The organism is Neobacillus soli NBRC 102451 (assembly GCF_001591665.1).
Lineage (GTDB): Bacteria > Bacillota > Bacilli > Bacillales > Cytobacillaceae > Neobacillus > Neobacillus soli.
The window spans coordinates 36,039-55,960 of record NZ_BCVI01000060.1 but is presented as its reverse complement, the minus strand read 5'-3'; the positions used below and the strand labels follow the sequence as shown (position 1 = coordinate 55,960).

At 39.5% G+C, this 19,922-nt stretch carries 19 protein-coding genes; 10 read left to right on the top strand and 9 right to left on the bottom strand.

The window, feature by feature from the left end:
- The first annotated feature begins 19 nt into the window (after nt 1–19).
- Nucleotides 20–547 (top strand): FAD synthetase family protein, encoded by a 528-nt coding sequence (locus BSO02S_RS20790; RefSeq protein ID WP_066072149.1) that lies wholly within the window; start codon nt 20–22, stop codon nt 545–547.
- 179 nt (nt 548–726) lie between these two features.
- Here the strand turns inward: BSO02S_RS20790 and BSO02S_RS20785 are convergent, their stop codons facing one another.
- The 3 genes from BSO02S_RS20785 to BSO02S_RS20775 are packed head-to-tail and all read right to left on the bottom strand — an operon-like array spanning nt 727 to nt 2,547.
- Nucleotides 727–1,512, bottom strand: a complete 786-nt coding sequence (locus BSO02S_RS20785; protein WP_066072146.1) for a 2-keto-4-pentenoate hydratase — start codon at nt 1,510–1,512, stop codon at nt 727–729.
- Nucleotides 1,513–1,553: 41 nt separating this feature from the next.
- Complete coding sequence (locus BSO02S_RS20780) at nt 1,554–2,345, bottom strand: 2-keto-4-pentenoate hydratase (RefSeq protein WP_066072143.1); 792 nt, start codon at nt 2,343–2,345, stop codon at nt 1,554–1,556.
- Between the two features lie 16 nt (nt 2,346–2,361).
- Complete coding sequence (locus BSO02S_RS20775) at nt 2,362–2,547, bottom strand: tautomerase family protein (protein WP_066072140.1); 186 nt, start codon at nt 2,545–2,547, stop codon at nt 2,362–2,364.
- A gap of 274 nt (nt 2,548–2,821) precedes the next feature.
- On the opposite strand from BSO02S_RS20775, the gene BSO02S_RS20770 reads away from it, so the two are divergent.
- Nucleotides 2,822–3,568 carry an IclR family transcriptional regulator gene (locus BSO02S_RS20770; protein ID WP_066072137.1) on the top strand — a complete coding sequence of 249 codons (747 nt, stop codon included), beginning with the start codon at nt 2,822–2,824 and terminating at the stop codon, nt 3,566–3,568.
- A 289-nt stretch (nt 3,569–3,857) separates the two neighbouring features.
- Nucleotides 3,858–5,273: a purine-cytosine permease family protein gene (locus tag BSO02S_RS20765; RefSeq protein WP_066072136.1), complete on the top strand. Its 1,416-nt coding sequence runs from the start codon at nt 3,858–3,860 to the stop codon at nt 5,271–5,273.
- A 377-nt stretch (nt 5,274–5,650) separates the two neighbouring features.
- On the opposite strand, the gene BSO02S_RS20760 is transcribed toward BSO02S_RS20765, so the two are convergent.
- The 4 genes from BSO02S_RS20760 to BSO02S_RS20745 form a co-directional block, all read right to left on the bottom strand.
- The gene (locus BSO02S_RS20760) at nt 5,651–6,163 is read right to left on the bottom strand and encodes a flavin reductase family protein (protein ID WP_066072132.1); all 513 of its coding nucleotides are present in this window, start codon (nt 6,161–6,163) and stop codon (nt 5,651–5,653) included.
- 33 nt (nt 6,164–6,196) lie between these two features.
- Nucleotides 6,197–7,762 (bottom strand): phytoene desaturase family protein, encoded by a 1,566-nt coding sequence (locus tag BSO02S_RS20755; RefSeq protein WP_066072129.1) that lies wholly within the window; start codon nt 7,760–7,762, stop codon nt 6,197–6,199.
- Between the two features lie 358 nt (nt 7,763–8,120).
- Nucleotides 8,121–9,203: an LLM class flavin-dependent oxidoreductase gene (locus tag BSO02S_RS20750; protein ID WP_066072124.1), complete on the bottom strand. Its 1,083-nt coding sequence runs from the start codon at nt 9,201–9,203 to the stop codon at nt 8,121–8,123.
- 230 nt (nt 9,204–9,433) lie between these two features.
- Nucleotides 9,434–9,712, bottom strand: coding sequence for a hypothetical protein (locus BSO02S_RS20745; protein ID WP_066072121.1), 279 nt, complete (start codon nt 9,710–9,712; stop codon nt 9,434–9,436).
- A 189-nt stretch (nt 9,713–9,901) separates the two neighbouring features.
- Here BSO02S_RS20745 and BSO02S_RS20740 point away from each other — a divergent pair, with 189 nt between their 5' ends.
- Complete coding sequence (locus BSO02S_RS20740; RefSeq protein ID WP_066072118.1) at nt 9,902–11,656, top strand: thiamine pyrophosphate-requiring protein; 1,755 nt, start codon at nt 9,902–9,904, stop codon at nt 11,654–11,656.
- A complete protein-coding gene (locus BSO02S_RS20735; protein ID WP_066072114.1) occupies nt 11,656–12,447 on the top strand; it encodes a cyclase family protein in 792 nt (263 codons plus the stop codon). The genes BSO02S_RS20740 and BSO02S_RS20735 overlap by 1 nt, the downstream gene beginning before the upstream one ends.
- A 126-nt stretch (nt 12,448–12,573) precedes the next feature.
- On the opposite strand, the gene BSO02S_RS20730 is transcribed toward BSO02S_RS20735, so the two are convergent.
- Together BSO02S_RS20730 and BSO02S_RS20725 are read right to left on the bottom strand one after the other, a co-directional pair.
- Nucleotides 12,574–13,179 (bottom strand): Crp/Fnr family transcriptional regulator, encoded by a 606-nt coding sequence (locus tag BSO02S_RS20730; protein ID WP_235846976.1) that lies wholly within the window; start codon nt 13,177–13,179, stop codon nt 12,574–12,576.
- A 37-nt stretch (nt 13,180–13,216) separates the two neighbouring features.
- Nucleotides 13,217–13,846: a Crp/Fnr family transcriptional regulator gene (locus BSO02S_RS20725; protein ID WP_066072108.1), complete on the bottom strand. Its 630-nt coding sequence runs from the start codon at nt 13,844–13,846 to the stop codon at nt 13,217–13,219.
- 463 nt (nt 13,847–14,309) lie between these two features.
- Between BSO02S_RS20725 and BSO02S_RS20720 the strand changes: the two genes are divergently transcribed.
- The 5 genes from BSO02S_RS20720 to BSO02S_RS20700 all read left to right on the top strand — a co-directional run bounded on the left by BSO02S_RS20720 (nt 14,310) and on the right by BSO02S_RS20700 (nt 19,738).
- Entirely contained in the window at nt 14,310–15,806 is a 1,497-nt protein-coding gene (locus BSO02S_RS20720; RefSeq protein ID WP_066072105.1) for an aldehyde dehydrogenase family protein, read from the top strand.
- A 331-nt stretch (nt 15,807–16,137) separates the two neighbouring features.
- Nucleotides 16,138–16,680 carry a 3-hydroxyanthranilate 3,4-dioxygenase gene (locus BSO02S_RS20715; RefSeq protein WP_066072209.1) on the top strand — a complete coding sequence of 181 codons (543 nt, stop codon included), beginning with the start codon at nt 16,138–16,140 and terminating at the stop codon, nt 16,678–16,680.
- 120 nt (nt 16,681–16,800) lie between these two features.
- Nucleotides 16,801–17,811, top strand: a complete 1,011-nt coding sequence (locus tag BSO02S_RS20710) for an amidohydrolase family protein (protein ID WP_066072102.1) — start codon at nt 16,801–16,803, stop codon at nt 17,809–17,811.
- Nucleotides 17,808–18,257: a RidA family protein gene (locus BSO02S_RS20705; protein ID WP_066072099.1), complete on the top strand. Its 450-nt coding sequence runs from the start codon at nt 17,808–17,810 to the stop codon at nt 18,255–18,257. The genes BSO02S_RS20710 and BSO02S_RS20705 overlap by 4 nt, the downstream gene beginning before the upstream one ends.
- A gap of 11 nt (nt 18,258–18,268) precedes the next feature.
- On the top strand, nt 18,269–19,738 hold the full coding sequence (locus BSO02S_RS20700) for an aldehyde dehydrogenase (protein ID WP_066072096.1): 1,470 nt from the start codon (nt 18,269–18,271) through the stop codon (nt 19,736–19,738).
- Nucleotides 19,739–19,922 lie beyond the last annotated feature (184 nt).

Below are 19,922 nucleotides of genomic sequence, written 5' to 3'. Positions count from 1 at the left end.
CATGAAGAGAGGTAATCCATTGAAAGTCCATCAAACTGACAGTCTCCAATTACTTGGATCAGTTGTTGCTATTGGTGCCTTCGATGGTGTGCATCGCGGACATCAGGCTGTGCTCCGTGAGATGATAAAATACAGCCATTTAGAAGGGGTGCCGAGTGTTGTTTATACATTTGATCGCTCCCCTCGTTCTTTTTTTCAAGGGGCGCAAGTATTGACAACGCCTGAAAAGAAGGTTCAACTGATGAAAGATTTAGGGGTAAATCATATCGTTCTTGCCAATTTCAATCAACAATATATGCAGCGAACAGCCGACGACTTTATAGAAGAGTTATCGTTATTGAATCCTGTAAGAATTTTTGTTGGTGATGATTTTCGCTTCGGCCATAAACGGACGGGAGATGTTACATTATTAAAACAGCATTTTGCAGTCCCGACCATTCATCCTGTTCGCAGTATGGATGGAGAAAGGATTTCTTCCACCAGAATTAGAGAACTTATTTTACAGGGAAAACAAGAGCAGGCACTTCCACTTCTTGGTTGGACCTAATTGTTCAGGAGACTGCCTCTCCGAGTATTAAATGGCACAGCCAGCAAATTTCAGCTGGCTGTGCCTTTTTTAATCTGTATTTTATTTGCGCAAAACCTCAGTAAGTCCTGCGCAAATAAAATAAAGACAGTATAGCCAGTTTGAAAAGCTTAACTAGTTATACCGTCTATAAGAAGAAACTATTCTACCACATGGAAGCTAACATCGTTCATTCCGTCAAATTTGACGGAAATGTAGTCGCCTGCGTTAAAACGGACAGCTTCGGTAAGGGAACCTGCTAGGATAATTTCACCGGCTTTCAGTGATTTTCCTTTCCGGCTGAGCATAGCTGCCAGCATAGAGATAGACAGTGCAGGGTGCCCTAAAATAGCACAACTGGTTCCGAAGGCTTTCGCTTCGCCGTTAATGAAAATGGTTGCACCGACTAAATCGGATTGGAAATCCTCAGGTTTACGTAAGCTGTCCCCGAGAACAACTCTAGATGCGGACGTATTGTCAGCAATTACGTCGGGAAGAGTGAACTTAAAGTTTTCATAACGGCTGTCGATGATTTCTAAGGCAGGGAAAATGTACTCGGTTGCATCTAAGACGTCTTCAACCGATAAATTTTCTCCTTCTAAGTCTTTCTTTAATACAAAGGCCAGCTCCGCCTCTACTTTCGGATGAATCAATTGGCTGACAGAGATGCTGCCGCCGTTTTGAACTTTCATATAATTAAACACATACCCGAAGATCGGCTCTGTAACGTTCATTTGGGTCATTTTTGCTTCACTTGTCAGACCCATTTTTGGGCCAAAAATGCTATGGCCTGCTTCCAGTTTGATTTTGATGATTTCATCTTGGATTTTATATGCATCCTCTACCGTCAGCTCAGGATTTTCTGCGGTAATTCTAGTTACTTCTCTTTTATCCAGTTCTGCTTGATGAAGAAATTCAGCAAGGGAATGTATTTTTGTTGCTTCCACCGTTTTCACCTCATTAATAGTTTTTATGATCCAAACACGTCTTAACTAAAGCTAACTGATACCTCTCCTAACCCTGCGAATCGAGCTGTGAATTGGTCTCCATGGTTAATGGAGATTGCTGCGGATAAGGCACCAGAAAGGATGATTTCCCCAGCCTTTAATGGAATATCATATTCTGCTAATTTTGTAGCAAGCCATGCAACACAATTGGCAGGATGTCCAAGGGCTGCTGCACCGACACCGGTGTTTACCAATTTACCGTTTTTATATAAGCCCATCCCTAATTGGGCGAGATCTACCTCTGAAACTACAAATTTTTGTTCTCCAACGACATATAAGCCGGAAGAGGCATTATCGGCAACGGTGTCCTCAATGGTAATCTTCCAGTCTTGGACGCGACTATCGACAATTTCAAAAGCAGGAACAATATATTCTGTTGCCAAGAGCACATCCAAAGACGTGATATTAGGCCCTGTTAAATCCTTTTTCAGCTTAAAGGCAATTTCTGCCTCGATTTTAGGCTGACAAAGGATATTTGCTGGAATAACGGAATCATTTTCAAATTCCATGCCGTTTAGAAGGTGACCGTAATCAGGCTGGTTTACCCCAAGCAAATCCTGCATGGCCTTTGAGGTAAGACCGATTTTTTTCCCAGTAATGACTTGCCCTTGATTCAGCTTTTCCTGAATGTTGATCAGCTGGATTTGATACGCTTCATCAATGGTTAAATCAGGATTGTCAGCTGACAGGGGGGATATTCCTTCTCTTTTTTGCTCCGCCTTGCGGAGAAGAAGAGCAAATTCTTCCGTTTTTTTACTAGATTGAACAGTCACTTGAACTCTCTCCTTTTTATCTTTCGCTTTTTAGTTTGGTCCCGACAGCAAAACGATTTGCCGGAACCTCATTTACGATCACACGAACAGATTCGATGGGTGCATTTAAACTTTCCGAAACCGTTCGGGCCACATTTTTAATACAAGTTTCAATCACTTCATTATCCCGGCCTTGCACGAGTGTAATTTGAACAACTGGCATTTTTTCACCCCAAATCATGAAGAGGAATAGAAAAACATTCCCTTGTTCGACAATACCGAATGTCGTTCTTAAATATTGATACTTCTATTATAAATTAAACACAATAGGTAAAGTCAACCTATTTTTAGTCAATTTTGAAAATTAATTGATTTCTATACATAAAGGTTCCCTTGCTTATGAAAAGGGAGTTTCTTATAATAAATTTAATATAATTCTAACTATTTTGTTAGTATTGCTATTATTATAAGATTTATTTTGAAAGGGCGAATCTACTATGATTGAGTCCGTAAAAAAGGCATGCCAAATTATCAGCTGTTTTTCTAATAAAGAACCTGTATTAGGGATTGGCACAATCGCTGAAAAATTAGGGCTACATGTTAGTACAGCACACCATCTCGTCAGGACATTGTGTGATGAAGGTGTATTGATGAAAGATCAAAAGAAAAAATATCGACTTGGCTGGAGAGTCCTTGAATGGAATAATCATGTGATGTTTCAGCAGGATGTCTATGAAAAGGCAATGCCTTTAGTAAAAGAATTGATTCTTAGATTTAAAGGAACTGTCCATATTGCCATGTTTGACAAAGGTACGGTAGTTTTTGTATTAAGGGTGTCTTCAGAGGAATCTACACCGATTCAAACCTATATAGGGTCTAGGAAGCCGGCTTATGCGACAAGCTCTGGAAAAGTCCTGTTGGCTTACAATTCTGTTTATTTACAGGAGACGATAAACAGGGGCTTGTCACATGAGGGGCCAAATACGATAACGGATATTAACCAATTGAAAAAGGAGCTATCGGAAATCCGTAAAAAAGGCTATTCGATCAGCAATAGTGAAAATTCGGATGACATGTATGGAGTGGCAGCACCGATCTTCTCCTATTCAGGCGAAATTATCGCAGCGGTTAATTTAGTCGGTCCCCCGTCCTATATGCAGGGCAGCAATCGTGATATGATTATCCGCAGTTTGAAAAGCACCGCACAAACTATTTCAAAAGAGCTGGGGTATATTGAAATTTAGCTAAAGAGTCGTGTTAGAGGCAAACTACCTTTTTTGCCGAATTTAAACCATGCCTGTAGTAACCCATTCTTTAGGGAGTGGCTACAGTTATGGTTTTTTTATTTATCCCTATATTTCGGAAAATATAAAATTTTCAAAAAATAAATCATTATGTTAATCAGTTTACAATGAACTGTTGGATTTGCATTTACAATCATGAACGAAGGGTTGAACTCTATCAACTTTCGAGGAGAGTGATAAAAATTAGCGAACGTCAAAATTTATTGATTATGAAAATGGAGGGGTAAAAATGGGTTTTATGGTTAATTTGAAACAAAAGATGGATGACCATGCCTTAGAAAGTATTCCTGACAATGAACGTAAATCTTGGCTGCAATTATCCAATAACACAATGGGGGTTTGTTCCACGATTGCCATTATGATGTTTGGGGCATTAGCGACTTTTTCTGCTGGGATGAAAGTAGGATTACTTGCAGGTATTGTTACGATTTTAATTGGAACAGCTATCGGGTTCCTTCTTGGTGATATTTCTCGAAAGGAAGGTCTTTCTAGTACAGTCATTACTCGATACTATGGATTTGGAGTGAAAGGTTCAGTAGTATCTTCAATTGTTTTTGGTTTTATGGTTCTTGGCTTTTTAGCTTTGGAAAATGCTTTACTCTATAATGGAGTACTGTTTTTCTTTAAAATGAAGCCAACCGCGTTAAATGCTGTTGTCATCTACGGGATTTTTACTTTAGCTTGGATCTCCTTAGCCTTATTTGGCATAAAACTAGTATATAGGGTAGCGGGAGTTACATTATTAGCTCTTACGATAGTCTTACTATACATGATCATTCATACGATGGGGTTCAGTGGAATCAGTTTAGGAGAAAGTATGTCCTTTGGCCGTCAGTTTGGACCATCCCAGGGCATTATGGATTTTGTGGCTGCTTTTAATATTTTAATCGGTTCTAGCGGAGCTTTAGCACTAACAGCGGCAGATTCTTGTCGATATGCACGTACAGGCAAAGATGTATTTTTGGCCAATCTTACTGGAATGTTAGTAATGAATATTGGTATGGTTATTGCTGGCGGTACCATTGCATATATTGGGATGGAAAAGGTAGTCAATCATTATGTAGCAACCAGAGGCTTAACACATCAAGCGGCTTCGGCAGTTGCTTTAAATGATATGGCATCGTTTTTCATTATCATGGCAGGGGTCATCGGATTTATCGTCTTATTCCTTGCCAATGGGAAAGCACAAGTATTAAATACGTATAGTGGTTCCTTAGCAATGACGAATGTTTTTTCTGCCTTTGGATGGAAAGGAAACCGCGCCTTATCCGTTGTTCTTTGTAATATTATTGCTTTAATTATGATTGCAATGAATATTTTGGGTTTAGTAGCAAAATGGTTAAATATGTTAGGCGTATTAACTACTTGCTTAGCTACCATCGTTATCATCGATCACTATTGGGTAAAGAAAATTACACATAAAGAGGTTGGTGTCCATGTATGCGATACACTGAATGTCGCTGGGGTACTTACACTAATCCTCGCCTCTATAGCGGCTTTAACAATGAGTTTCATCCCAATGCCATTTGTAACTTCTACTGTTATAAGTATTGTCCTTTATCCTATCTTACGGTTATACATTTTTAAGCCAAACCTTGCCTCTAGTCAACACGACCATCCTACCAGCGCTGAAATAAAAGCTTAATAAGGTCGTGATGGTTCTTTCACCTCGTAGAAGTAGGAAGGGCCGTCACAACTACTGCGTAAGGGTTTTTCTTTCCTAAGGGAAGAAGAACCGTCCGCACACAGCTACTAAAAAGAATACATCTATAAGAAAAAGAGGCTAATAATCTATTATATGTAGATTATTAGCTTCTTTTCATTTCATTATATGAAAAATTTAAAGGGGGAATATCTTTTGATTTAGTTTAGAACTGTTAAACGGTAGGAGAGATTGTTTAGACCATCGCGCAGGTATATTCGGCAGCTGTAGTAACTCTGTATTTGTTTAAGAGGGAGCGGGCATAGGTTAAGGAGGATGATGCCATTCTATGCCCCAATCATTTTTTTATAAAGACCTGCTTATACAGGTAGTTGTTGATTATAAAATTCTTTTGGAATCGCACCGAATACTCTACGGTGATAAAGCATAGGGTCTTTCTCTTTTTCGACTTGAAGATCTATCACTTCGCCAATTAATACGGTATGATCGCCTGCTTCAATGGCTTTAAAGGTTTTACATTCAAATACCCCAAAAGCCCCTTCAATAATGGGTAATCCGTTAGGGGAAAGCGTCCAGTTGCAAGTACTAAAGCGGTCTGTATGCTTGCTAGCAAAAGTTTGACAGATTTCTTTTTGTTCTTCTGCTAAAACATGGACGGCAAATTTTCCGCCTTCCGTAAATTCCTTGAGTGAGGACACTCGATGATCAATTGACCACAGCAGCATTAAGGGATTAAGGGATACGGAAGCAAATGAATTAACGGTTAGTCCCACCGGTGTTCCATCTTCTTTTGTTGTCGTAACAATCGTTACACCTGTTGGATAATTCCCCATAATTTGTTTAAATATCTCTTGTCTATTTTCTTTATTCATAATAAACCACTCCCTTTAAAATGTTGAATTCGTTCATTTAATTTGCTGGGCTGCTAGATAGCCGGAAGTTCCCCCAAGACCCGGTCCCGGATGGGTGGAGGCTCCGATATGAAATAAATTTTTTATAGGTGTTTCATGTCTTTTATATTTGGAAGTTGGCCGCCATAACAGCAACTGATCAATTGATGCCACACCGGAATAAGGATCCCCACCGACTAAATTGACATTAGATGACGCTAAATCTAAAGGGGAAAGAATTTTTCTACTTAAGATAATGTCTTTGAAGTTCGGGGCATGCTTGCTGATGCGTTTTTCAATCCGTTCTGCATAGGCTTCAATTACCTCTTGGGTATATCCGTTAGAAGCATCAATTTCGTCCAAGGCATCCCCTTTTAAGTGCCTAGGCATCTCTAATAATTGAACCCAAAGTGTATGCTTCCCTTCTGGGGCACGGCTCGGGTCAAATGCTGTGTGTTGGCCAACGGCAATGGTGGCCTCTTTTGGCAGTAGTCCGATAGACACTTCGTTTACTGATTGACTTACAGCTTCAACTCCACTTGTGATGTTGATCATGGCTGCTCTGCTAAATTCAGGATTTTCCCAATTCAAAGGGGCATCTAAAGCATAATGGATTTGCATTGATGCGTTGCCATATTTAAAGCTGTTCAAATCTTTCTTTAGTGATTCAGGTAGGGCCACTTCTGTTAAAAGTTTCTCATATAATTGGTGGGGAGTTACATTAGCTAGAACATAATTAGCGAAATACTCCTGCTTTTCAGTCTGGACACCTTGTACTTTTCCATTATTAATAAGAATTTTATCCACGTTCTCACTGGTTATAAATTGGCCGCCATTTCTTTCGACGATTTTCATTAACGCCTTTACTAGTTGATTACCGCCTCCTTTCGGAATGGGCATACCGGCGGCTTCAAGAGCAAATACGAGAACCTGGAGCATAATATTACCTGCTGCATCATTCGGGCCAAGCCCTGTATGCAAAATCCAGGGGGCGAGGAGTGCTTTAATAACATCACTTTCGAAATGCTGGTCAAGTAACTGCGAGGCAGACTTCAGCATGGTTCCTACTTCTCTTTTAAATTCCTGAATTCCCTTTCTCCTAACCGTTTTTAGTATTTTACGGATGGAAGACCAGGAAACAGGTTCATTTGATAGCAGATGAAATACAAAATCGGAATTCTCTTCAAATTGCTCCATTAGCTCACGATACCTGTCCCCATCACCGGCCACAATCTGATTAAATGCTTGGATATTTTTTTCTCGATCGGTATATAAAACAGCACTTTTACCATTAGGCAAAATGACTCCGGCAGTAACATCCGTATTGAGGTATTCAAGGCCGTATTTTTCTAGGTCCTCTTTGAGCTCTGCATAGGCAGGACCGGAAACGAAATTTGGATGCCAGCCGGAAAAAACATCTGTTTTAAAGCCCGGGGCTGTTATTTCACTTGTTTTAATACAACCACCTATCCAATCATTTTTTTCGAGGACTAATACTTTGTGCCCTTTTTTTGACAAGCAGGCTGCCGCAGTTAATGAATTAATACCACTTCCAATAATTACGGTATCAAAATGCTTCATTACCGCCCCTCCAATATAGTATTTATGCCGTGAATGCATGGATAAAAATAGATAGGAGGGGAATGTGGATAAAAACATTCCCCTTTAAAAGTTTAAAACTTTAGGCTGTTTTCTAAAGGATTGTTGCTTTTTTGGATTCGCCCATTGAATGGCAAAATTCGCCCATTGAGCATCGAAATTCGCCCATTGAAACTACAAATTCGCTCATTGAATACCAAAATTCGCCCATAGACGGGTTTGGTAGTTAAATAATTTATGAAATTTGAGTATTGAAGTTTAAAAATACATCGAAAACGAAACTTATTAACTTGAATTAGTTTTGTTTGCGAAAACAGCCAAACTTTAGTATGATGACTGATTAAACGCGATTTAATTGTGGTTCTTTGGTATTTTTAAAGTTCGGCATGACTCTCTTGCTTAATAGTTCTTGCTGTTTTAAAACCTTCCAATGATCCATGCCTCCATAGTTTGTCAGGAAGTCGATTTCTACTAATCCTTCAACCTCTTTTTTGATTTTCTCAATCTTTTCGCAAATAGCTTCAGGTGTTCCTGCCCAAACAACATTCTTTTCCAGGAGTTCTTCATAAGTCATCTTTGGTAGGTTTTGTAAGATCCCCTTTGTATAGAAAAGGAAACCTGCATTTATCATTCTTTCTTTTTCAGGTAATCCAGCTGTAGGTGCAGCATTTCCCAAAAGAAAATTATAGAAATGTTTTTCGGCCTCTTGTCTGAGCTGATTTTCATCACCATCGCTCAAATACACGGAGCGGAGCCAGATAATTTGCGGTTCGTGCCCATTATCCCAGCAAGCCTTCCGATACACATCAAACTTATCTAATAGAGTTGCTAAAGGCAGTAATGGTGGGACAAATATTCCCCAGCCTTTTTCTCCAGCTTGGCGATACGTATGTTCACTTGTTCCTCCAGTAGTAAATTGCATCTTCCTCTGAAGCGGTCGAGGGCACACCTCTACGTTATCTGCCGTATAGTATTTACCAAAGAAGTTAACTTTCTCACCACGAAGCGCTTGCTCAAGAATGGCAAGGGCTTCCTCAAAACGAGGTTTTGCCTCCTCAATAGGAGTAATCCCTTGGTTTGGATAAACCCAAGCATGACCACGACCTACCCCCACTTCAATGCGACCATCTGTGATAAGGTCAGCAGCGGCAATCTCACCTGCTAAACGCAGTGGATTTTGCTGAGGCAAGATGTGAAGCGCCGTTCTGAAACGAATATCTTTCGTTCTGCTGGCTACAGCTGCATATACAGCTAATGGGTTTGTTGAGATGGAAAATTTAGAGAAATGGTGATGGTCAATTAGAGAATACACATCAAAACCGGCTTTATCGGCATGGATGATTTGTTCGATTACTTCATCATATACTTGTTTTTCGGTTTTTCCAGAAGGCAATTGCATTTCAGAATAAAGTCCAAATTTCATTGCAAACAACTCCTTAAGATTATTTTTACTGCTTGATGGAATTGTATAGTTAAAGCTCCCTCTTCTTCTGCTAACTCATTAACATTATTAATAAATCAATTTTCAAAAATTTAAAACATACAAAAAAACAATCAAAATGTTAACCGATATTCTGCACTAGAAATTAGAAAAAACTCCTATTGTAGAAGTTTTGTTCACTTTGCAAACAAGCTTCTACTTAGGAGTTTTTACTATACAGCGGTATTCATATACTCGGCCAAAAGGTTGATAAGATTGCCTTTTCCAAACTTGATTTTGCATTCTTCTACATCTTTTAATGAACTAATATAAAAAAGAAGGAAGTCTAATATTTTTTTTCGACGAACCTCGATACTTTCAGCGGAATTCTTATAGAACCATTCATCGATTGTGTTGTATACACCCCTATTTAAACCAAATGTTTCTTTACAATACCTGGAAAACGACAGATCAGGAAGATTTATTATTGTTTTTTGTTCAACAAATGTCATCGAATTCCCCCTTTTTATTTATTACTTTACAAAATAAAAACAGTAGTCATTGTTAAACTATTAATATTTTTTTATAAACCTTTGCGAAATTTTAGGATAATTGTTAATGGATTAACGGAAGCAAAATATCAGTGCAGTATTATATAGCTAGTAAAAGGTTATCAAATAACATACAAGGAGGAATTTCATTTGTATAACACTGGAGCAGCATTTTTAGAAGCTTTACAAGAAGCGGGTGTTTCTTATATTTTTGCAAATTTGGGAAGTGACCACCCGGCGATTATTGAAAATTTGGCGATCGCAAAAAAGGAAAATAAGGAATTACCAGAAGTCATTACCTGCCCTCACGAATTTGTAGCATTAACTGCTGCGCAAGGGTATGCACAAGCAACAGGTGAGCCGCAGGCAGTGATCGTTCATGTAGAATGCGGTACACAAAATTTAGGTGGAGCCATTCATAATGCCTTCAAAAGCAGAGTTCCTGTATTAGTTTTTGCCGGTGCATCACCTTATACCCAAGAAAATGAATTGGCTGGAAGCCGAAATGAGTTTATTCATTGGATTCAGGATGTTTTTGACCAACGGGGGATTATGCGCGGTTATACAAAATATGATAATGAAATTCGAAGCGGCGCGAATGTCAAGCAGCTTGTACATCGTGCATTACAAATTGCTAAAAGTGATCCTAAGGGTCCAGTTTACCTAATGGGACCAAGAGAAGTGATGGAAGAGCGGGCCAAGCCCGTAGAGATTCAAAAAGAACTATGGGAGCCGATTTCCCCGGGAGCAATTTCTCCACAAAAGATTAAAGAATTAACGAATGATTTGCTGTCAGCTAAAAATCCACTTGTTGTTGCCTCATATTTAGGAAGAAAAAAAGAAGCGGTTGAAGAACTAGTGCGTTTATGTGACAGATTGGCCATTCCTGTCATTGAATCTATACCTAGTTATCTGAATTTTCCGAGTAATCATTCGATGCACTGTGGTTCCTATTGGAATACTGAAAAGCAGATTAATGTTCTTGATGAGGCCGATTTTATACTTGTATTAGATAGCGACGTTCCCTGGATTCCTGTCAGAAACAAACCGTCGAACAATGCAACTATTTATTACATTGATGTTGATCCGTTGAAAGAACAAATGCCTTTATGGTATATCCCATCAAAACGTTTTTTTAAAGCTGATGCATACACAGCACTTCAGCAAATCAATGATTATCTGGATAAAAATAGTGATATCGACCAAGGGGTGGTATCCCAGCGCTGGAAAAAACACTCCAAATACCATAATCGTCAAGCAGAAGAAAGAGGTATTATCGAAAAGGCAGAAAGCGATGTAATTACACCTGAATTTCTAACCGCCTGCATAAGGGAAATAACAGACGAGAATACAATCGTATTGAATGAAGGAATTACAAGTCATGAGGTAATATCCAACCATATAGGGGCATCTATTCCAGGGTCTTATTATGGAAGCCCTGCAGGTTCACTTGGATGGCACGGTGGTGCCGCAATAGGTATGAAATTAGCTAATCCAGATAAGACGATTATCAGTCTCACCGGGGATGGTGCCTACCTATTCAGTATTCCTTCCACTGTTCATTGGATGGCAAAGAGATACAACACCCCATTCTTAACAGTTATTTATAACAACTCTGGTTGGAAGGCACCAAAACAGTCAACGCTTGGTGTCCACCCACACGGTATCGCCAAACAAACGGAAGAATTCTTTGTCCATTTTGACCCGCCGGCAGATTTATCGAAAATTGCTACTGCTGCTGGGGAAGCGCACTCAATTATGGTGAAAAATCGTGCGGAACTGAAAAGTGCGCTTAAAGAAGGATTGCAGTTCGTGAAAGAAGGGAGATCTGCTGTGATTGACGTTTATATCCCACATGTTTATTCTGCTGAAAATACCAATACCTTCGTAAAGGAGACAGTCTAATGATTGTAAAAGTAAATATTTTGGAGTCCCTTATCAATAAGATTGCAACTGGAAAAATAGAGGTTATCGATCTGTCGCAAACCCTGAATGAAAACACCCCTGTTATTCAGTTGCCAGAGCCTTTAGCAACAACGGGTGGATTTAAATTAAAACGGTTGTCAATGTATGATGAGAAAGGGCCAACTTCATACTGGAATGATTTTACCGCAGGTGAACATTGTGGAACCCATTTTGATGCGCCAATTCACTGGATAAGTGGTAAACAGCATGATAGTGTTGACACGATTTCAACGAAGAACATGGTGGGAGAAGCATATGTGATTGATATTAGAGAAAAAGCAAAACAGAATCCAGATTATTGTGTAACAGTGGGGGATATTCTTGGATTTGAAGAGCAATATGGAAGAATTACAAAACATTCTTGGGTATTAATTCAATCCGGATGGGCGCAATATGCAGATAATCACGAACAATTTTATAATATTGGCGACGATGGACTGCCGCATACACCTGGGATTAGTAAAGAGGCTTCTATTTTTCTTGCAGAGGAACGTGATATTTTGGGAGTTGGTGTAGAAACCGTCGGAACAGATGCGGGGATTGCCGGTTCATTTAACCCTCCATACCCAAATCATCATTTCATGCATGGCGCGAATAAATATGGCCTCGCCCAATTGACGGCTTTAGAAAAACTTCCTGCAAAAGGTGCTGTTCTCATCGCTACTCCGTTAAAAATAGAAAAAGGCAGTGGAAGTCCTGTTAGGGTTATTGCCTTGGTAGAAAAGGGCTAGGATTAAAGAAAATTGAAATAAAAAATGAAAGGTGGACTTCTTCACCTTTCATTTTTTTAAGCAGAAGGGTCGTGAAAATGCATAATTTAAAAGATTTATAAAGCTTATTTAAAGGCTTAGATAAATTTATAGTCTTGCCTTAAGTGCCTCAGGGTCTATTATGTAAATCTTTCTATTACTGATCAAAATGATCCCTTCGGAGGCCCATATTTTTAGAATTTTATAGATTGTGATTCTTGTTAAGCCAGTATAGCACGATAGTTCCTGCTGGGTTAAATTGATTTCTTTGCTTTCAAGAGAATTCATCAAATATAGAAGCGATTGGGCGATTTGGCATTCTGTGCTGGTACTTGTTATATTGATATTATTTAACAGGAGCTTTTCTTTAAGAATAAGGGATTCAGCAAATAAAATCGTTACCTCTGGGTGTCTTTGAATAAGGTTATGATAATCTTGTTCTGAGAAATAGTATACAACACTATCTGTATGACAAACAGCTGAACAATAGTATGGTAAATGATCAGCTTCACCCGCTATAACTCCTGGTCCAACAATATCTAAAATCCTTTTCCCTTCCTCTAGATTGTTAGAGATAATTTTTACTATTCCTTTATAAATATAATAAAATCCAGTTCCTGTGTGACCTTGTTGGAAAATGCATGATTTTTTTTTGAAAAAGAGTCTTTTACCGTATTTTAAATAATCTGACCAAGATTGTTTTAACGTAATCAACAGTATTTTCCCCTTTCGTTATCATATGAACCAGATTTTAGAGTGAAAGCTCGGCATTATCTCTGATGTAAAGCGCTTTCAAGTTATTGAGGTCTAATATGTGAATCATGTGTCCCTTTCGTACAATTATATTTTCATTTAACCATTTCTGCATAATTTTGTAGATCGTTACTCTTGAAGTTCCAATATATTTTGCAAGGGAATTTTGTGAAATCGAAAAAGGGCTTTTATTATTCTTTTGATAGAGCTGAACAAAGTAGTATGCCATTTGCTGCTCAAAAGGCTTATTGATCATTCTAATGGTTTCAACAAGTGATCTAATATTATAAATTAATATATTCATAAAAATTTTGTTTGCTTCCGGATGTTCTTTACATATTTTAGTGAATGTTTCTGCGGAAAAATAATAAAGTGATACGTCTGAATCACATACGGCTGTGGTTGAATAGGGTTTTTCGGTAATTCCTTCTTGTCCTAGTAAATACCCATCGATTACGTAGTCGATGATTCGTTCTTTACCATCTTCAGAAAGAAGCTGGATACTCATCTTTCCTTTGGCCAAGTAGTAAAATCCAGAGCTTTTGTTCCCTTGTGAAAATAAAATATCTCCTTTCGCTAAGGTCTTTTTATTACTATAAATCAGATAAGGTTTCCATTCGTATCTCATTCATTCTCCTCCTAATCTTTTCACTAGAAATATGCTATTCCTCATTTATTCATAATAAAATTCTGTAAATTTAGATATTTATGATAATTATGATATAAAATTTCTTATTAAAATGCTAACTCTTTAACAAAAATCACTTTTTAAATGTTAAATCTTTAACAAAAATCACATATAGTAGTTTGTTGTTGTAGTTAATAAGATCTATGACGGTAGGAGGGGGGAAGATGGTTAAAAAATTCAGTTAGGAAATTTTGCATTAATGGAATAATACGTTAATTTGTTAACTATTCTTGCTATTTTGCCTGTTTATAATATAGGTAATCTCGAATTAATAAGGGATCATGAGAGGTTTCAAATTCCTTTTTTTGCATAAATGGAGGTGGTGACTAATAGCAAGCACATAGCTTAAAAAATACAAAAAAATTCTATTATTATAAAATCTAAACAATGGAGGAGAAATCTTATGGTAACCTTGACCCAAATCAATCCTAACACAATCGAATTTGCTGAAAAGTATGGTCCAATTATAAATGGTAAGATGGTAGAACCGATCAATGGTTATATTGATGCAGTTAACTCGGCAACTGGAAAAGTACTTTCAAAAATAGGCCGCTGTGGTCAAGAAGAGATTGATCAGGCTGTAAAAGCAGCAAGAGAGGCATTTCCAGGATGGTCCAACACATCTATTGAAGAACGGGCAAGACTTTTAAATAAAATTGCTGATGTGTTAGAAGAAAACCAAGAGCGCTTAAAGATGATAGAATGTATGGAAACGGGTAGGGCTTTGCATGAGTTCGATCCGGATTATCAACTCTCAATTTACCAATTCCGTTATTTCGCCGCTGCGATGCTTACCTTTTATGAAGGTGAATCCCGACCTGTTCAAAACGGTTATTTAATAACAAAGAAAGAGCCGCTTGGCGTCTGCGCCCAGATTATTCCTTGGAATGTTCCAATGATTATGACATCTTTTAAGCTAGCCCCAGCTTTAGCAGCAGGTAACACGGTTGTATTAAAGCCTGCAGAAGATGCCTGTCTATCAGTTATGGAGTTTATCAAACTTGCAGCGGAAATTCTCCCTAAGGGTGTTATCAACGTTGTTCCAGGTTACGGAGAAGAAGCAGGACAATCACTAATTGAGCATCCAGATATAGACAAGCTGGCCTTTACCGGCAGTGTAAATGTAGGCCGTTTAGTTGGTAAAAAAGCGGGCGAAAAACTTATTCCTGTCACACTCGAACTTGGTGGTAAATCACCTCATATTGTTTTCCCAGATGTGGACATTGACCAGGCCGTAGAAAATGCTGTTTTTGCGTTTACGACCTTTAATGGGCAAAGCTGCATTCTTGGAACACGGCTTCTTATTCATCATGACATATATGATAAGTTTGTTGAAAAATTAATTGAAAGGGCAAAACAAGTAAAAATTGGCCCGCCTACTGAACGTTCGACACGCATTGGTTCCATTATAAATGAGAAACAAGGAAAGCGAGTGTTGAGCTATTTTGAGATTGCCAAAAACGAAGGTGCGAAAATTCTTCATGGTGGAAATCGTGTGACCGTTCCAGGTCATGAAAATGGCTATTTCATTGAACCAACTGTTATTGAAGCGGAACCGCACATGAGAATTGCTCAAGAGGAAATTTTTGGTCCAGCTTGTACAGTGACACGCTGGAATGATGAGGATGAAATGATTAAAATAGCAAACGGTGTAGATTATGGGCTAGCAGCAGGGATTATGACAAATAACCTTGAAAGCGCTTTAAACACTGCTAATAAGCTTGAAGCAGGAAGTGTCTGGATCAATTCTTATTTTAACTTCCAATCAGGCGCTCCATTTGGCGGTTACAAAAACAGCGGCGTGGGAAGAGAATACAGTAAAGAAGCACTCGACGCCTACAGCCAGTCCAAAACCATTGTCGCAGCATACAAACTCCCTCCAGCAGGATTTTTTAAATAATATAAAGTATATAGTTGTTCCTGTATATCTATAAACTACACTGTGCGAGGGTGGTATTTCGCCAAAGACAAACCATAGCTGTTATGAAATATTCTTAAGTGAATAGTTTATAAAGTTGTGGTTTTTTTGTTATCTTTCAAAAATTGTATAAGGAAATTATTTTTTAAAAAATTCAACTAATTTCACATTATGAAAAAATTCAATTTTTATGAAAGCGTTTTTACACTATATTGGTAATAGAAACCTAATAGATTGTAAGGGTGATATATTCTCTTGAGCCTTTACTAAGAAAAATAAATTGAAAATTGGGGGAATTATAAAGATGGCTACGATGACAAAATTAAATGCGTTTAATCTAGTGAAATGGATTGAAGAAAATAAGGATCAACTGAAGCCGCCAGTGAATAATAAGGTGCTTTGGGAAGATTCCGAATTTATTTGTATGATTCTTGGCGGCCCGAACAGACGCCGCGACTTCCATGTCGATCCTTCCGATGAATTCTTTTACCAAATTAAAGGTGATTGCTATGTTGAAGTTATTAATGACGGAAAGCGTGAAGTCGTAACTGTAAAGGAAGGAGAAGTATTTATGCTTCCTGCAAACGTGCCACATTCTCCGCACCGTGTTGCGGACACTTACGGCCTTGTTATTGAACGCAAGCGTGGAGAAGGAGAACTAGAGGATTTCGTTTGGTTCTGTGATAACTGTGATCGTGAAATGCATCGTAAAACTGTTCAATTAACAAATATTGAAACACAAGTAAAAGGAGCCATTCAAGAATTCAACAGCAGCAAGGATCTTCGTACTTGTGAAAGCTGCGGTCACGTGATGTCAGAAGAAGTAAACGAATGGAATCCTAAAAATAGTCAATAAGATCAACTGCAGTTCTGGCTATGTTGTTGATACAGAATAAGTATGGAAGCTTCGATAAGAAAGCTTTAGATGAAAATATAGGATTGAATGAAAGAGATATTTTAAAGCGGAGGAGAAATCATGAGAGTAGATTTTCATACACACATCATTCCAAAAGACATTCCCAACTTCGCAGGAAAATTTGGCGGCGAACGCTGGCCGACGCTCGAGAAAACATGTTCCTGCGGTGCAAATATTATGGTGGCCGGGAAGGTGTTCCGCGAAGTAACGGATCAGGTATGGGATCCTGAAAAGCGAATCAAGGATATGGATGAAGAAGGTGTGGATATCCAGGTATTGTCACCTATTCCGGTGACATTCTCCTATTGGGCTGAGCCAGAAGCAGCGGAGGAAATGGCGAGAATTCAAAATGATTTTATCGCCGAAACCGTGAATAAGTATCCGGACCGCTTTATCGGGCTTGGAACGGTTCCGCTCCAGGATGTAGAGGTTTCAATTCGCGAAATGGACCGCTGCATGCATGAGCTTGGATTAAAAGGCATCGAAATCGGGACGAATATTAACGGTCAAAACCTCGATGATCCTGCTTTTACGAAGTTCTTTGAAATGGCGGAAAAATGGGAAGTGCCGTTGTTTGTTCACCCATGGGAAACATTAGGCAGAGAGCGGATGCCGCGCCATAATTTCATGTACACTGTCGGAATGCCGAGTGAAACTGCTCTTGCTGCCGCTAGTTTAATCTGCGGCGGTGTGATTGAGAAATTCCCTGGACTAAAGGTTTGTTTCGCCCATGGAGGCGGATCATTCCCATATATATTACCGCGCCTTGATCAAGGATGGAAGGTATGGCCGCATTTAAGAGTCATAAATAAGCCGCCAAGCTATTATGCGAAGAACTTTTATTTTGATTCATTGAATTATGATCCCTTAAACATTAAATATTTGGTCGATCGTTTCGGTCATGAAAAAATTGTCATGGGATCTGATTACCCGTTTTTACTTAGGGAGATCCCGCCTGGAGAAGTTGTTGATCAAACTGTGGAGCTTACAGAAGAGCAAAAACAGGATATTTTAGGAAGAAATGCCCTTGCCTTTCTAAATGTTGAAATAAAGGAAGAGGTAAAATCATGAGTACACCGGAAGAAAAGCTGGAAGAACTTGGGCTGGAGATGCCGTCATTACGACCTGCACATGGAGATTATGTCGGCTGTGTCAGAACGGGGAATCTGCTGTTCACCGCTGGTCAAGGTGTGGACCAATATCACGGCAAACTGGGCAGAGATTTAACCGTGGAAGAAGGGTATTTAGCCGCCCAACAATCGATGTTGAACCTTTTAAGTGTTGTGAAAAATGAAATTGGTGAATTAAGCAAGGTAAAGCAATTCGTCAAGGTACTTGGCATGGTCAATAGCACGGAAGAGTTTACCGACCAGCCGAAAGTCATGAACGGTGCATCTGATTTACTCATGAAGCTTTTTGGTGAAAAAGGGAAGCATGGTCGTTCAGCGGTGGGAATGGCGCAATTACCGAACAATACCGCAATTGAAATTGAGATGATTCTTGAGATCGAGGAATAGGAGGAACGGGTGTGGCGAAAGAATTAGTAGCTGAAAATACCATCATTCAAGATGCGAAACTGTTTATCAATGGGGAATACCGAGATGCTCTATCGGGAGAAACATTTGATTCCTTTAATCCAGCAACAAATAAAAAGCATGCATCGGTTGCCAATGGCGGAGTAGAGGATGCCAAGTTTGCCATCGATGCGGCCCAGCACACGTTTGCGAGCGGGGTTTGGAGCAAGATGCCTGTCGAAGAAAGATCAAAGATCCTCTGCCGGATGGCTGATTTAATCATGGAAAATGTCGATCGGCTGGCCCTTGTTGAAACGTTAGATGTCGGGAAGCCGATTAAGGAAAGCCGCGGATTTGATATCCCCCGTGCAGCCCAAAACTTCCGCTTTTTCGCAGAGATGGCGAAATACATGGTACACGAACACTATGATATGAGCCATCATATGTCCTATGTCCAATATGCCCCTGCCGGTGTTACGAGCCTAATCATTCCGTGGAATCTGCCGTTCATGCAAATGACGTGGAAAGCATCTGCTGCATTGGCAGCGGGAAACACTGTCGTGATTAAACCGGCATCCTATACACCATTGAGTGCTGTTTTGTTAGGGGAAATTGCGAATGAAGCAGGCTTGCCGCCTGGGGTTCTAAATATCATTACAGGCCCGGGAAGTACAGTCGGAACGGTGATGGCGTCACATCCATCGGTACGGAGAATTTCCTTTGTTGGCGAGTCCAATACAGGAAAAACAGTGATGCGCAATGCTGCTGAAAACTTAATTCCTGTTTCGTTGGAGCTCGGCGGTAAGTCAGCAAATATCGTCTTTGAAGATGCGGACTTGGATGAAGCGGTTGCTGGTTCGATTGAAGCGATTTTCCGCAACCAGGGTGAAATTTGTTTAGCCGGTTCGCGCATCCTTGTTCAAGAAAAGGTATATGACCAATTTTTAGATAAATATGTTGCTGCTGTGAAGAGCATTAATGTCGGCGATCCGACCGACGAGTCTACAGATATGGGAGCGCTCGTGTCGAAGGGGCATTTACAAACGGTTGATGAATACGTACAAATCGGGCTAGCAGAGGGAGCAAAGCTTGCCCACGGTGGTAAGCGCGTTGCCGAACTTACAGTTGGAAACTTCTATGAGCCGACTGTTCTCTATGATGTAAATAATAAAATGCGGGTTGCCCAGGAAGAAATCTTCGGACCTGTACCAGTGATCATTCCCTTTAAAACGGAAGAAGAGGCGATTCAAATCGCCAATGATTCCATTTACGGTTTGGCGGGTGTTGTGTGGACAAATGACTTGAGAAGGGCGCATCGTGTGACCTCCCAAGTGCATTCCGGCTTATTATGGGTGAACTGCTGGTACGTCCGCGACCTGCGCACGCCATTCGGCGGAGCCAAAGCAAGCGGCATCGGCCGTGAAGGCGGACGCCACAGCTTCGATTTCTACACAGAAGCAAAGACGATTACAATGAAGAAATAACGTTTGTTTGGTTACGTACGGGCTCTTTCGATTCGCTAATAAATGGCTGGGAATCGACGATAAATGGTTCGAATTCGCTGATAAAATTCAACTAGATCCCTTTTTCCCGATTTTTGTGGTGAAACGGGTTTCAATGAGTTCAATTAATAGTTCAAAAGAATGTAAAAACAACCAAAAGTAAAGA

Excerpts from the sequence above, each read along its gene's own strand:
- BSO02S_RS20775 (WP_066072140.1), bottom strand. The coding sequence starts at position 2,547 with ATGCCAGTTGTTCAAATTACACTCGTGCAAGGCCGGGATAATGAAGTG.
- BSO02S_RS20755 (WP_066072129.1), bottom strand. The coding sequence starts at position 7,762 with ATGAAGCATTTTGATACCGTAATTATTGGAAGTGGTATTAATTCATTA.
- BSO02S_RS20750 (WP_066072124.1), bottom strand. The coding sequence starts at position 9,203 with ATGAAATTTGGACTTTATTCTGAAATGCAATTGCCTTCTGGAAAAACC.
- BSO02S_RS20745 (WP_066072121.1), bottom strand. The coding sequence starts at position 9,712 with ATGACATTTGTTGAACAAAAAACAATAATAAATCTTCCTGATCTGTCG.
- BSO02S_RS20705 (WP_066072099.1), top strand. The coding sequence starts at position 17,808 with ATGAGTACACCGGAAGAAAAGCTGGAAGAACTTGGGCTGGAGATGCCG.
- BSO02S_RS20760 (WP_066072132.1), bottom strand. The coding sequence starts at position 6,163 with ATGAATAAAGAAAATAGACAAGAGATATTTAAACAAATTATGGGGAAT.
- BSO02S_RS20725 (WP_066072108.1), bottom strand. The coding sequence starts at position 13,846 with ATGAGATACGAATGGAAACCTTATCTGATTTATAGTAATAAAAAGACC.
- BSO02S_RS20710 (WP_066072102.1), top strand. The coding sequence starts at position 16,801 with ATGAGAGTAGATTTTCATACACACATCATTCCAAAAGACATTCCCAAC.
- BSO02S_RS20765 (WP_066072136.1), top strand. The coding sequence starts at position 3,858 with ATGGGTTTTATGGTTAATTTGAAACAAAAGATGGATGACCATGCCTTA.
- BSO02S_RS20770 (WP_066072137.1), top strand. The coding sequence starts at position 2,822 with ATGATTGAGTCCGTAAAAAAGGCATGCCAAATTATCAGCTGTTTTTCT.
- BSO02S_RS20720 (WP_066072105.1), top strand. The coding sequence starts at position 14,310 with ATGGTAACCTTGACCCAAATCAATCCTAACACAATCGAATTTGCTGAA.
- BSO02S_RS20715 (WP_066072209.1), top strand. The coding sequence starts at position 16,138 with ATGACAAAATTAAATGCGTTTAATCTAGTGAAATGGATTGAAGAAAAT.
- BSO02S_RS20735 (WP_066072114.1), top strand. The coding sequence starts at position 11,656 with ATGATTGTAAAAGTAAATATTTTGGAGTCCCTTATCAATAAGATTGCA.